We start from the raw sequence: 13047 nt of genomic DNA on the forward strand, positions 1-13047 counted from the left end.
TTGGTGGCTGCCGCTGGACTGATGTTGATGGCAGTAACCGTCAACGCTGTGGCCGACACGAAGGTCAACAGCGTGCGCCTGTGGCGGGCGCCGGACAACACGCGACTGGTCTTCGACCTGACAGGCCCGGTGCAGCACGGCGTCTTCACGCTGACCGCGCCGGATCGCCTGGTGATCGACATCAACGGCGCCACCCTCGGCGCGCCGTTGAATGTGCAGACCGCCAATACACCGATCACCGCCATACGTTCGGCCCAGCGCACGCCGACCGACCTGCGGGTGGTCATCGACCTGAAGAAGGCCGTCACCCCGAAAAGCTTCTCGCTGGCGCCGAATGCGCAGTACGGCAACCGTCTGGTGGTCGACCTGTTCGACAATCCGGCTGACGCCGCCCCGCCGCCTGCGCCTTCGTCGACTCCAACGGTTGCGACCGTTCCGGCGGTGCCCGTCACCCCGGCCGAGCCGGCGATCAAACTGCCACCCGCCCCGGCCGGCAAGCGCGACATCATCGTGGTCATCGATGCCGGACACGGTGGTGAAGACCCGGGTGCATCGGGTTCTCGCGGTCAGCGCGAAAAGGACGTGGTACTGCAGATCGCCCGCGAGCTGCAGCGTCAGGTCAACGGCATGAAAGGCTTCCGTGCCGAACTGACCCGTACCGGCGACTATTTCATCCCGCTGCGCGGCCGTACTGAAATCGCCCGCAAGAAAGGTGCTGACCTGTTCGTCTCGATCCACGCCGACGCTGCGCCGTCTGCGGCCGCGTTCGGGGCGTCGGTGTTCGCCCTGTCCGACCGCGGTGCCACCTCGGAAACCGCCCGTTGGCTGGCCGACAGTGAGAACCGTTCCGACCTGATCGGCGGTGCCGGCAACGTCAGCCTTGATGACAAGGACCGGATGCTGGCCGGCGTTCTGCTCGACCTGTCGATGACCGCCTCGCTGACCTCCAGCCTCAATGTCGGCCAGAAAGTCCTGACCAACATTGGTCGGGTCACCCCGCTGCACAAACAGCGTGTGGAGCAGGCCGGGTTCATGGTGCTGAAATCTCCGGACATCCCGTCGATCCTGGTGGAAACCGGCTTCATCTCCAACGCCAACGAAGCGAACAAGCTCTCGGCAGCGAGCCACCAGCAGGCGCTGGCGCGCTCGATCAGCAGTGGCGTACGCCAGTTCTTCCAGCAGAATCCGCCACCGGGCAGTTACATCGCCTGGCTGCGTGATTCGGGCAAGATCGCTCAGGGACCGCGGGATCACCGGGTAGGCCCGGGTGAAACCGTGGCGATGATTGCCGTGCGTTACCAGATTTCGCCGGCCACGCTGCGCAGTGCCAACAATCTGAAAAGCGATGATCTGAAAGTCGGTCAGCACCTGACCATTCCCGGCACCGAACTGGCGTCCAAAGAATGAATCAGGTCCTGAACGCTGCCCGCATCGAACTGCTCAGCCCGCGGCTGGCGAACCAGATCGCCGCCGGTGAAGTGGTCGAGCGTCCGGCCTCGGTGATCAAGGAGTTGCTGGAAAACAGCCTCGATTCCGGCGCCAGGCGCATCGACGTCGATGTCGAACAGGGTGGTGTCAAACTGCTGCGAGTGCGCGACGACGGCAGCGGCATTTCCGCCGATGACCTGCCGCTGGCTCTGGCCCGTCACGCCACCAGCAAGATCCGCAATCTGGAAGACCTCGAACAGGTGATGAGCCTGGGCTTCCGGGGCGAGGCGCTGGCGTCGATCAGTTCCGTGGCGCGTCTGACGCTGACCTCGCGCACCCGTGATGCCGATCAGGCCTGGCAGGTCGAGACCGAAGGCCGTGACATGGCGCCTCGCGTGCAGCCTGCTGCCCACCCGGTCGGCACCTCGGTGGAAGTCCGTGACCTGTTCTTCAACACCCCGGCGCGGCGCAAATTTCTCAAAACCGAAAAAACCGAATTCGATCACCTGCAGGAAGTGATCAAGCGTCTGGCGCTGGCGCGTTTCGACGTGGCGTTCCATTTGCGTCACAACGGCAAGACGATCCTCAGCCTGCATGAAGCCCACGATGATGCGGCCCGCGCCCGGCGTGTGGCGGCGATCTGCGGTTCGGGCTTCCTGGAGCAGGCGTTGCCGATCGAGATCGAGCGCAATGGTCTGCATTTGTGGGGCTGGGTCGGTCTGCCAACCTTCAACCGCAGTCAGGCGGACTTGCAGTATTTCTTCGTCAACGGCCGTGCGGTGCGCGACAAACTGGTGGCACACGCGGTGCGTCAGGCTTATCGCGATGTGCTGTTCAACGGCCGGCATCCGACGTTCGCGCTGTTTTTCGAGGTCGATCCGGCAGCGGTCGACGTCAACGTGCACCCGACCAAACACGAAGTGCGCTTCCGCGACGGGCGCATGGTGCATGACTTCTTGTATGGCACCTTGCACCGTGCTCTCGGCGATGTGCGACCGGAAGATCAGTTGGCCGGGTCGGTCACGACTGCGATCGTCCGGCCAACCGGCCTTGAAGCCGGGGAATTCGGGCCGCAGGGCGAAATGCGTCTGGCTGCCAACGCGTTGCTGGAGCAGCCGCAGGCGCAACCAGCGTTCAACACCGCTTCGGGTGCCAGCGCGGGCGGCGCTTATCAGTATCAATACACGCCGCGCCCGCAATCGACCGTGCCGGTAGCTGAAGCCCAGGCTGCGTATCGCGAGTTTTTTGCGCCGCTGCCCGAGGCGAATGCCAACGCGCTGCCGGCCGGTCAGGAAGACATTCCGCCGCTGGGCTACGCGCTGGCCCAGCTCAAGGGCATCTACATTCTGTCCGAGAATGCTCAGGGCCTGGTTTTGGTGGACATGCACGCTGCTCACGAGCGGATCATGTATGAGCGCCTGAAGATTGCCATGGCCAGCGAAGGCCTGAGCGGTCAGCCGCTGCTGGTGCCGGAATCGCTGGCGGTCAGTCAGCGCGAGGCCGATTGCGCCGAAGAGCATGCGGCATGGTTCCAGCGCCTTGGTTTTGAATTGCAGCGCCTTGGCCCGGAAACCCTGGCCATCCGGCAGATCCCGGCCCTGCTCAAGCAGGCCGAAGCCAACCGACTGGTGGGCGATGTGCTGTCGGACTTGATGGAATACGGCACCAGCGACCGGATCCAGGCGCATCTGAATGAACTGCTGGGCACCATGGCCTGCCACGGCGCGATTCGCGCCAACCGGCGCCTGGCCCTGCCGGAAATGAACGGCCTGCTGCGTGACATGGAAAACACCGAGCGCAGCGGTCAATGCAACCATGGCCGACCGACCTGGACCCAACTGGGCCTGGACGATCTGGACAAACTGTTCCTGCGCGGTCGTTGATGAGCCAGCTTCCTCCAGCGATTTTCCTGATGGGCCCGACCGCTGCGGGCAAGACAGATCTGGCCATCGAGCTGACCAAGGTACTCCCGTGCGAGCTGATCAGTGTCGATTCGGCGCTGGTCTATCGCGGCATGGACATCGGCACTGCCAAGCCGTCCAAAGAATTGCTGGCCGAGTTTCCCCACCGGCTGATCGACATTCTCGACCCGGCCGAAGCCTATTCGGCCGCAGATTTCCGCCGCGATGCGCTGGAGGCCATGGCCGAGATCACCGCACGCGGAAAAATTCCGCTGCTGGTGGGCGGCACGATGCTCTATTACAAGGCTTTGATCGAAGGTCTGGCGGACATGCCGGCGGCCGATCCCGAAGTTCGCGCGCAGATCGAAGAAGAGGCTGCACGCCTTGGCTGGCAGGCCCTGCACGATCAGTTGGCGGTCATCGATCCAGAGTCTGCGGCACGTATCCATCCGAACGATCCACAACGACTGAGTCGTGCGCTGGAAGTTTACCGGGTCAGTGGTCAGAGCATGACTGAACTGCGGCTGAAACAATCTGTACAAAGTACCGAAGCGGTCGCATCGGGATTGCAACAATTGCCCTATACTGTCGCGAATCTGGCGATTGCTCCAACTAATCGTCAGATACTGCACGAGCGCATTAAACAAAGATTCACAAATATGCTGGAACAGGGATTCATCGACGAGGTCGTAGCCCTGCGTAATAGAAGTGACCTGCATGCCGGGTTGCCGTCTATACGTGCGGTAGGCTACCGCCAGGTCTGGGACTACCTGGATGGCAAGCTGACGTCGGCCGAGATGCAGGAACGGGGCATCATCGCCACGCGCCAATTGGCCAAACGCCAGTTCACCTGGCTGCGCAGCTGGAAGGATTTGCACTGGCTCGACAGTCTGGATTGCGACAATCTGCCACGCGCCTTGAAATACCTTGGGACGATCTCCATATTGAGCTGAGTCCTTGCAATTGCCGTCTATCCTTGGGGGTGTGGCGGCAAAAGCCATCTGTTTACCTATTTTTTATTTTGAATCCTTAAAGGAGTGCGGCACATGTCAAAAGGGCATTCGCTACAAGACCCTTACTTGAATACTTTACGTAAAGAGAAAGTGGGGGTTTCCATCTACCTGGTAAACGGGATCAAACTGCAAGGCACGATCGAGTCGTTCGACCAGTTCGTTATCCTGCTGAAGAACACCGTCAGCCAGATGGTTTACAAACACGCTATCTCTACAGTCGTGCCGGTTCGTCCAATTCGTCTGCCAAGCGCAACCGAATCCGAAGCAGGTGACGCTGAGCCAGGTAACGCCTGATAGGAGTCTCCTTTGTTCTTTGAGCGCCACGGTGGTGGTGAACGAGTCATCCTCGTTCACTTGGATGGACAGGACCCTGAGGCGCGCGAAGATCCGCAGGAGTTTCAGGAACTGGCAAATTCGGCTGGCGCCGAGACCGTTGCGTTTTTTAACGTGCCGCGTCATCGGCCAACCGCCAAATACCTGATTGGCAGCGGCAAGGTCGAGGAACTGCGCGACCTGGTTCACGCCAAAGAAGCCGATCTGGTCATCTTCAATCACACCCTTACGCCCAGTCAGGAACGTAACCTCGAACGTGTCTTCGAGTGTCGCGTGATTGACCGTACCGGTCTGATTCTCGATATTTTCGCCCAACGCGCCCGTACCCATGAGGGCAAGCTCCAGGTAGAACTGGCCCAGCTTGACCACATGAGCACCCGGCTGGTTCGCGGCTGGACTCACCTTGAGCGTCAGGGTGGCGGTATCGGCCTGCGCGGTCCGGGTGAAACCCAGCTCGAAACCGACCGGCGACTGCTGCGGGTTCGCCTGCGCCAGATCAAGGGGCGGCTGGAAAAAGTGCGCAGCCAGCGCGAACAGTCGCGTCGCGGCCGCTCGCGTGCGGATATCCCAACCGTGTCTCTGGTGGGATACACCAACGCCGGTAAATCCACACTGTTCAATAACGTGACGAAGTCCGAGGTGTACGCGGCTGACCAGCTGTTCGCCACGCTCGACCCGACCCTGCGCCGTCTGGATCTGGATGACCTGGGGCCGATTGTTCTGGCCGACACCGTGGGTTTCATCCGCCACTTGCCGCACAAACTGGTCGAGGCATTTCGGTCTACGCTCGAAGAGTCGAGCAATTCCGACCTGCTGTTGCACGTGATCGATGCGGCCGAACCGGATCGCATGTTGCAGATCGAGCAGGTGATGGTGGTGCTGGGCGAGATCGGTGCTCAGGACTTGCCGATCCTCGAGGTCTATAACAAACTCGATTTGCTTGAAGGCGTTGAGCCACAAATCCAGCGCGATGAAAACGGCAAGCCTCAGCGGGTCTGGCTGTCGGCGCGTGATGGCACCGGTCTGGAATTGCTCGAGCAGGCGATTGCCGAGTTGTTGGGCAGTGACCTGTTCGTGGGAACCCTGCGCCTGCCTCAGCGGTTCGCGCGTCTGCGTGCCCAGTTCTTCGAACTGGGTGCGGTGCAGAAAGAAGAACACGACGAAGAAGGGGTCAGCTTGCTGGCCGTTCGATTGCCACGCTCGGAGCTCAATCGACTGGTCAGTCGTGAAGGCGTTGTGCCGACGGAGTTCATCGAGCAACACACTTTGCAATAAAAGCCTGGCAAAGCGGTTGTGCCGCAACGGCAGGCATTCTGTAGCATTGGTCGGCGCGCCGTGGGTGCGTCTTTGCTTTATCAGATGGAGAGCGCTATGGCTTGGAATGAGCCGGGTGGCAACTCGAACAATCAGGATCCTTGGGGTGGCAAGCGTCGCAACAACGGCGACCGCAAGGGGCCGCCGGATCTCGACGAGGCCTTCCGAAAGCTGCAGGAAAGCCTGAACGGGTTGTTCGGTGGTGGAAAAAAACGCGGTGATGACGGTGGCGGCTCGGGCAAGAGCGGCGGCTTCGGCGGCCTGCTCGGCATCGGCCTCGTCGTGCTGGCGGCGGTCTGGCTGTACAGCGCGGTGTACGTCGTGGACGAGCAGGAGCAAGCCGTGGTGCTGCGCTTCGGCAAGTACTACGAGACTGTCGGTCCCGGCCTGAACATCTATTTCCCGCCGATCGACAAGAAGTACATGGAGAACGTCACGCGTGAGCGTGCCTACACCAAGCAGGGCCAGATGCTGACCGAAGACGAGAACATCGTCGAAGTGCCGCTGACCGTGCAGTACAAGATCAGCAACCTGCAGGACTTCGTGCTGAACGTCGACCAGCCGGAAATCAGCCTGCAACATGCGACCGACAGTGCGCTGCGCCATGTGGTGGGTTCCACCGCGATGGATCAGGTGCTGACCGAAGGTCGTGAGTTGATGGCCAGCGAGATCAAGGAGCGTCTGCAACGTTTCCTCGATACCTATCGCACCGGTATCACGGTCACCCAGGTCAACGTACAGAGCGCAGCGGCACCGCGTGAAGTGCAGGAAGCCTTCGATGACGTGATCCGCGCCCGTGAAGACGAACAGCGTTCGCGCAACCAGGCTGAAACCTACGCCAACGGCGTGGTGCCGGAAGCTCGTGGTCAGGCCCAGCGCATCCTCGAAGATGCCAACGGTTACCGTGACGAAACGGTCTCGCGCGCCAAGGGTGAGGCGGATCGCTTCACCAAGCTGGTTGCCGAGTATCGCAAGGCGCCCGAGGTTACTCGCCAGCGTCTGTACCTGGACACCATGCAGGAAGTCTTCAGCAGCACCAGCAAGGTACTCGTGACCGGCAACAAGAATGGCCAGAGCAATCTGCTTTACCTGCCGCTGGACAAGATGATTCAGAACAGTTCGGGCAGCAATGCGCCGGTCACCGGTTCGGCTGCCGCCAGCAACAACACGGACGTCACGCCGCATGTCACTGACCTGCCGCAGTCGCGTACAAGGGAGACCCGCTGATGAGCAATAAATCGCTGATCGCCCTGATCGTTGGCGTTGTCGTGGTACTGATTGGCTGGAACTGCTTCTACATCGTCGCTCAGACCGAGCGCGCGGTGTTGCTGCAATTCGGTCGCGTGGTTCAGGCTGACGTCCAGCCGGGTCTGCATGTGAAGGTTCCATACGTTAACCAGGTGCGTAAATTCGACGCACGTCTGATGACGCTGGATGCGCCGACGCAGCGCTTCCTGACGCTGGAAAAGAAAGCCGTGATGGTCGATGCCTACGCCAAGTGGCGCGTGAAAGATGCCGAGCGCTTCTACACCGCAACGTCCGGCCTCAAGCAGATTGCCGACGAGCGTCTTTCCCGTCGTCTGGAATCGGGCCTGCGTGACCAGTTCGGTAAGCGCACCCTGCACGAAGTGGTGTCGGGTGAGCGCGATGCGCTGATGGCTGACATCACGGCGTCGCTGAACAAGATGGCGGAAAAAGAGCTGGGTATCGAAGTCGTCGATGTCCGGGTCAAGGCCATCGATCTGCCGAAAGAAGTGAACCGCAGCGTGTTCGAACGTATGAGCACCGAGCGTGAGCGTGAAGCTCGCGAGCACCGCGCCAAAGGTAACGAGCTGGCCGAGGGCATCCGTGCCGACGCCGATCGTCAACGCCGCGTGTTGCTGGCTGAAGCCTATCGTGAATCCGAAGAGATTCGCGGTGACGGCGACGCCCAGGCCGCTGCGATCTACTCTAAGGCCTACGGTCAGGATCAGGATTTCTACGCGTTCTACCGTAGCCTGCGTGCCTACCGTGAAAGCTTCGCGAACAAATCCGACGTCATGGTCCTCGACCCAAGCAGCGACTTCTTCAAGTATCTGGAGAAGGCCAAGCCTTGATACGACGTTGACCTGAATTACTCCGCCCGGCGGCTAAAACCTCGGGCGGGGTGATCCTTTGGGAAAACGTGTGTATGATGCGGCAGCCGGGAAATTCCCGGCTTTTTTGCGTCTGCACGTTTGATTGCTGTTTTTGTTGCAGAAGATCGGGTTGAATGGCCCGACAGTTTTTCGAGGAAAGTGATGGGCGAAGCCGGTAACAGGCCTTTCGCCGCGTCGTTCATGCGCGTGCGTTTTGAACGGGCCGGTCATTTTCTGCTTCACTCAAGGCTCGCCCTCGGGCTGGCCGCCCGGATCTAAGGGGAATGGCGTAATGGCAACGGTAGACCGCTGGCTGCTGCCAGATGGCATCGAAGAAGTACTGCCACCGGAAGCGGCGCGCATTGAAGTCGCGCGTCGTCAGGTGTTGGATCTGTTCCAGAGCTGGGGTTACGAGTTTGTCGTGACTCCCCATATCGAGTACCTGGAATCCCTGCTGACCGGCGCGGGCCAGGACCTGGATCTGCGTACCTTCAAGGTCATCGACCCGCAATCGGGCCGGCAGATGGGTTTCCGTGCCGACATCACGCCGCAAGTGGCGCGCATCGATGCGCACACCCTTCGTCGCGAAGGCCCGAGCCGTCTGTGCTACGCCGGCAGCGTGCTGCATGCCCAGCCACGTGCCTTGTCGTCTTCGCGCAGCCCGATCCAGCTGGGCGCCGAGTTGTACGGCGATGCCAGCCCGAGCAGCGATGTCGAAGTCATCAGCCTGATGCTGGCCATGCTGCAACTGGCCGACGTGCCGGACGTGCACATGGACCTCGGGCATGTCGGCATCTACCGCGGTCTGGCTCAGGCGGCCGGTCTGTCGGGTGAAGTCGAGCAGCAGTTGTTCGATGCGCTGCAACGCAAGGCCATCGACGAGGTCATTACCTTGACCGAAGGTCTGCCGGCCGATGTGTCCGGCATGTTGCGTGCGTTGGTCGATCTGTGCGGCGGCCGTGAAGTACTGACCGCTGCCCGCGAGCGTCTGGCCAATGCGCCGGCGCCAGTACTGGCGGCGCTGGAAGATTTGCTGGCGATCGCCGAGCGCCTGTCAGTGCGCTTCCCGGAATTGCCGCTGTACTTCGACCTGGGCGAGCTGCGCGGTTATCACTACCACACCGGTGTGGTGTTCGCGGTGTTCGTGCCGGGTGTTGGCCAGTCCATCGCTCAGGGCGGTCGCTACGACGACATCGGCGCCGACTTCGGTCGCGCCCGTCCGGCCACCGGCTTCTCCACCGATTTGAAAACCCTGGTGACCCTGGGGCGTGCTGAGATCGAGCTACCGTCTGGCGGTATCTGGATGCCTGACAGTACGGATGCGGCACTCTGGCAGCAGGTTTGCCAGTTGCGCAGTGAGGGTCAGCGTGTCGTTCAGGCATTGCCTGGACAACCTTTGGCCGCCGCCCGTGATGCGGACTGCGACCGGCAATTGATCCAGCAGAACGGGCTTTGGCAAGTATCGCCACTGGCTTCCTGAGTTTTCCTGCCGGCCACCGCCGGCACCAAGTTTGCGCGAATGAGGACAAGTGTTATGGGTAAGAATGTCGTAGTCCTGGGCACCCAATGGGGTGATGAGGGCAAAGGCAAGATCGTTGATCTGCTGACCGAACATGCTGCCGCCGTAGTGCGCTACCAGGGTGGCCACAACGCTGGCCACACCCTGGTGATCGACGGTGAGAAAACCGTCCTGCACCTGATCCCGTCGGGCGTGCTGCGCGAAGGCGTGCAGTGCCTGATCGGCAACGGCGTGGTGGTTGCACCTGACGCCCTGCTGCGGGAAATCACCAAGCTGGAAGAGAAGGGCGTACCGGTTCGCGAGCGCCTGCGCATCAGCCCATCCTGCCCGCTGATCCTGTCCTACCACGTGGCACTGGACCAGGCCCGTGAAAAGGCCCGTGGCGAGATGAAGATCGGCACCACCGGTCGCGGCATCGGCCCGGCGTACGAAGACAAGGTTGCACGTCGCGGCCTGCGCATCGGTGACCTGTTCCACCGTGAGCGTTTCGCCGCCAAGCTGGGCGAGTTGCTGGATTACCACAACTTCGTACTGGTCAATTACTACAAAGAGCCGGCCATCGACTTCCAGAAGACACTCGACGAGTGCATGGAATACGCCGAACTGCTCAAGCCGATGATGCTCGACGTCACCGCCGAGCTGCACGACCTGCGTCGCGCCGGCAAGGACATCATGTTCGAAGGCGCTCAGGGTTCGCTGCTGGACATCGACCACGGTACTTACCCGTACGTGACCAGCTCCAACACCACTGCCGGTGGCATCGCGACCGGTTCAGGTGTCGGCCCGATGTTCATCGACTACATCCTCGGTATTACCAAGGCCTATACCACGCGTGTCGGTTCGGGTCCGTTCCCGACCGAACTGTTCGACGATGTTGGTGCGTTCCTCGCCAAGCGTGGTCATGAGTTCGGCGCCACTACCGGTCGCGCCCGTCGTTGCGGCTGGTTCGATGCCAACATTCTGCGTCGCGCCATCGACGTCAACAGCATCTCGGGCCTGTGCCTGACCAAGCTGGACGTGCTGGACGGTCTGGAAACCATCAACATCTGCGTGGGTTACAAGAACGCTGATGGCGCCATGATCGATGCACCGACAGATGCTGACAGCTACATTGGCCTGGAGCCGGTGTACGAGCAGATGCCGGGCTGGAGCGAATCGACCCTGGGTGCCAAGACCCTGGAAGAGCTGCCACAGGCTGCACGCAACTACATCAAGCGCATCGAAGAGCTGGTCGGCGCGCCGATCGACATTATTTCGACGGGCCCGGACCGCAACGAAACCATCGTTCTGCGTCATCCGTTCGCTTGATAAGTCGTTGATGTAAAAACACAAAGGCCCCTTCATCGGGGCCTTTGTCGTTTATGCCTGTTGGACGGCATGACCTTTGCTGTGATTCTGTCTACAAGAGTGCCATCAAATTAATGGCGTCAGAAGTAGAGGGATTCAAAGTGTCAGCCGTTCTCTCACTGTTACAAAGCCGTCTGTTGCGGCCCGTGTTCGTTACCCTTGGTATCGCCCTTTTGGTGCAAGTGCTGGTGGCCGTTGCCCTGACGCGGAGCACCGTGACTGCGCTGGAAGCCGATCTCGGCACCCGCCTGGGCGCCGACAGCCAGAAATTGTCCGGTGAGCTGGAGCAGGCCGGGCGCGAAGTCACATCGAGCCTGGACAACCTGTCCTCAAATACCCGTCAGCGCCTGACCGCCGGTCTTTCCTCGCGTCTGAAGGACGAGCAGGCGCAGTTGCGTGCGACGCTGGAAAAAGACCTGAAGGATTCGGCCAATGACATGGCTCAGTTGCTGGCCTCGGTGGCGCCTCGCGCCATGTGGGACAGCGACGTGCCGACCCTGTCCGAATTCGCCCGCCGGGCCCAGCGCAACCCCAACGTGCTGTTCGTGGTGTATGACGACGCCACCGGCCAGCATCTGACCCGCTACCTCAACCGTGAAAACCCGATCAACAAGGCCCTTTTGGAAAAGGGCCAGGGTGAGCGGGCACTGGATAAAGTGCTGGATGCGGCGAAGAACGATCCGTCGGTCTACTACCTGGAAGCCTCGATCAACCCCAATGGCGTGGAGATCGGCAAGGTATTGATGGGCGTCTCGACTGCTTCGGTGGAAGCCGATCTGGCGGCACTCGATCAGCGCTTCGCGGCGTTGATTGCCAGCAGCGATCAACTGGTCGGCGACAGCCTCAAGGGCGCTGCGGCCGACAGTGCCACCGCCATGCGCGCGCGCTTGCAATCGGCGCAGTCCACGGCTGCCGAAATGAAGGCCAACACCACCAGTACCGTGCAGGATGCTGCAGCCACCCTGCGCTGGCGTATCGGCATGGGCCTGGCGCTGGTCGGTGCCGGCGTGCTGTTGCTGCTAGCGGTCGTGCTTGGTCATCGAGTGGTCAAGCGCCTGAAAATGCTCAACGCGGCGATGGATGATCTGGCAGCAGGCGAGGGCGATCTGACCAAGCGTGTGCAGATCAACAGCAAGGACGAAATCGGCGACATGGCTTCGGCGGTCAACCGCTTTGTGGATAAGTTGCAGCCAATCGTGCGTGAGGCCGGGGATGTGGCTCAGCGTACCGGTGTGGAAATCGGTGCCATGACTCTGCGCAACGCCGGTGCCGATGCGGCGGCCGGGATGCAGCGTGATGAAGTGGCTGAAAGTCTGCGGGCACTGTCGCAAATGGCCGACGAAGCACAGTCGGAAAGCCATGCGATGCAGGCCGCGTTGAAACAGGTGGTGGATATTCGGCAGGCCACCGACGAGAACACTCGCACTTCGGCGAAGGTCGGCAGCCTTATCGAGGCGTTGGCGGGACAGGTCGATACCGGGGCGAAAGTCATCGAACGGCTGGCGCAGCAGAGTGAACAGATCGAAGTGGTGCTGACCGTGATTCACGGTATCGCCGAGCAGACCAACCTGCTGGCGCTCAACGCGGCCATTGAGGCGGCCCGGGCGGGCGAGACCGGTCGCGGGTTTGCGGTGGTGGCGGATGAAGTCCGCGCGTTGGCGAGCAAGACCCAAAGTTCCACCGGCGACATTCAGGCGCACATTGTGGCTTTGCAGCAGGGAGCCCGTGAAGCGGTGGAAGCGATCGGCCAGGCCGGGCGTCAGGCCAGCGAAGGCTTGCTGGTGCTGCGAGACAGCGCGCGGTTGCAGCAGTCGGTTCAGGCGTCGGTCGAGCAGGTGCATGCGGCGATCGGGCTGGCGACTCAGGCTGCGGCGCATCAGGCGCAGGGCGCGCAGGCAGTGCGCGGGCGGGTCGAGACGATTCATGCCCAGGCCGAGAAAGCCGCTCAGGCGGTGGTCGAAACCACGGCCAGCGGCAAGGTGCTGGATGGTCTGGCGGCGCAACTCAAGGCCAGTCTGGGCCAGTTTCGGGCTTGATGTGACAGGCAAAAAAAATCGCAGCCTCGGCTGCGATTT

10 protein-coding genes are annotated in these 13047 nt (G+C 61.4%); all 10 read left to right on the forward strand.

The window, feature by feature from the left end; translation table 11 throughout:
• The first annotated feature begins 21 nt into the window (after positions 1 to 21).
• The 10 genes from I5961_RS02675 to I5961_RS02720 all read left to right on the forward strand — a co-directional run bounded on the left by I5961_RS02675 (position 22) and on the right by I5961_RS02720 (position 13008).
• A complete protein-coding gene (locus tag I5961_RS02675; RefSeq protein WP_371917950.1) occupies positions 22 to 1407 on the forward strand; it encodes an N-acetylmuramoyl-L-alanine amidase in 1386 nt (461 codons plus the stop codon).
• On the forward strand, positions 1404 to 3311 hold the full coding sequence (gene mutL, locus I5961_RS02680; protein ID WP_227234263.1) for a DNA mismatch repair endonuclease MutL: 1908 nt from the start codon (positions 1404 to 1406) through the stop codon (positions 3309 to 3311). Before I5961_RS02675 ends, mutL begins: the two co-directional genes overlap by 4 nt.
• Complete coding sequence (gene miaA, locus I5961_RS02685; RefSeq protein WP_085701312.1) at positions 3311 to 4282, forward strand: tRNA (adenosine(37)-N6)-dimethylallyltransferase MiaA; 972 nt, start codon at positions 3311 to 3313, stop codon at positions 4280 to 4282. Before mutL ends, miaA begins: the two co-directional genes overlap by 1 nt.
• 93 nt (positions 4283 to 4375) lie before the next feature.
• Positions 4376 to 4636 (forward strand): RNA chaperone Hfq, encoded by a 261-nt coding sequence (gene hfq, locus I5961_RS02690; RefSeq protein WP_007902656.1) that lies wholly within the window; start codon positions 4376 to 4378, stop codon positions 4634 to 4636.
• A 12-nt stretch (positions 4637 to 4648) separates the two neighbouring features.
• Entirely contained in the window at positions 4649 to 5950 is a 1302-nt protein-coding gene (gene hflX, locus I5961_RS02695; protein ID WP_085701311.1) for a ribosome rescue GTPase HflX, read from the forward strand.
• A gap of 96 nt (positions 5951 to 6046) precedes the next feature.
• Positions 6047 to 7216: an FtsH protease activity modulator HflK gene (gene hflK / locus I5961_RS02700; RefSeq protein WP_085685164.1), complete on the forward strand. Its 1170-nt coding sequence runs from the start codon at positions 6047 to 6049 to the stop codon at positions 7214 to 7216.
• Entirely contained in the window at positions 7216 to 8085 is an 870-nt protein-coding gene (gene hflC, locus I5961_RS02705) for a protease modulator HflC (protein ID WP_085701310.1), read from the forward strand. The genes hflK and hflC overlap by 1 nt, the downstream gene beginning before the upstream one ends.
• A 313-nt stretch (positions 8086 to 8398) precedes the next feature.
• Positions 8399 to 9586, forward strand: a complete 1188-nt coding sequence (locus tag I5961_RS02710; RefSeq protein ID WP_227234265.1) for an ATP phosphoribosyltransferase regulatory subunit — start codon at positions 8399 to 8401, stop codon at positions 9584 to 9586.
• Positions 9587 to 9640: 54 nt separating this feature from the next.
• A complete protein-coding gene (locus I5961_RS02715; RefSeq protein WP_085701309.1) occupies positions 9641 to 10933 on the forward strand; it encodes an adenylosuccinate synthase in 1293 nt (430 codons plus the stop codon).
• A 140-nt stretch (positions 10934 to 11073) separates the two neighbouring features.
• Complete coding sequence (locus tag I5961_RS02720) at positions 11074 to 13008, forward strand: methyl-accepting chemotaxis protein (RefSeq protein ID WP_085703496.1); 1935 nt, start codon at positions 11074 to 11076, stop codon at positions 13006 to 13008.
• The last annotated feature ends 39 nt before the right edge of the window (positions 13009 to 13047 follow it).

Origin of the sequence: Pseudomonas sp. IAC-BECa141 (assembly GCF_020544405.1) — a bacterium.
GTDB lineage: Bacteria > Pseudomonadota > Gammaproteobacteria > Pseudomonadales > Pseudomonadaceae > Aquipseudomonas.

Bases quoted from the DNA above. Each gene is read 5' to 3' on its own strand.
- I5961_RS02715 (WP_085701309.1), top strand. From the start codon at position 9,641: ATGGGTAAGAATGTCGTAGTCCTGGGCACCCAATGGGGTGATGAGGGC.
- hflK (WP_085685164.1), top strand. From the start codon at position 6,047: ATGGCTTGGAATGAGCCGGGTGGCAACTCGAACAATCAGGATCCTTGG.
- miaA (WP_085701312.1), top strand. From the start codon at position 3,311: ATGAGCCAGCTTCCTCCAGCGATTTTCCTGATGGGCCCGACCGCTGCG.
- hfq (WP_007902656.1), top strand. From the start codon at position 4,376: ATGTCAAAAGGGCATTCGCTACAAGACCCTTACTTGAATACTTTACGT.
- hflC (WP_085701310.1), top strand. From the start codon at position 7,216: ATGAGCAATAAATCGCTGATCGCCCTGATCGTTGGCGTTGTCGTGGTA.
- I5961_RS02675 (WP_371917950.1), top strand. From the start codon at position 22: ATGTTGATGGCAGTAACCGTCAACGCTGTGGCCGACACGAAGGTCAAC.
- I5961_RS02710 (WP_227234265.1), top strand. From the start codon at position 8,399: ATGGCAACGGTAGACCGCTGGCTGCTGCCAGATGGCATCGAAGAAGTA.
- mutL (WP_227234263.1), top strand. From the start codon at position 1,404: ATGAATCAGGTCCTGAACGCTGCCCGCATCGAACTGCTCAGCCCGCGG.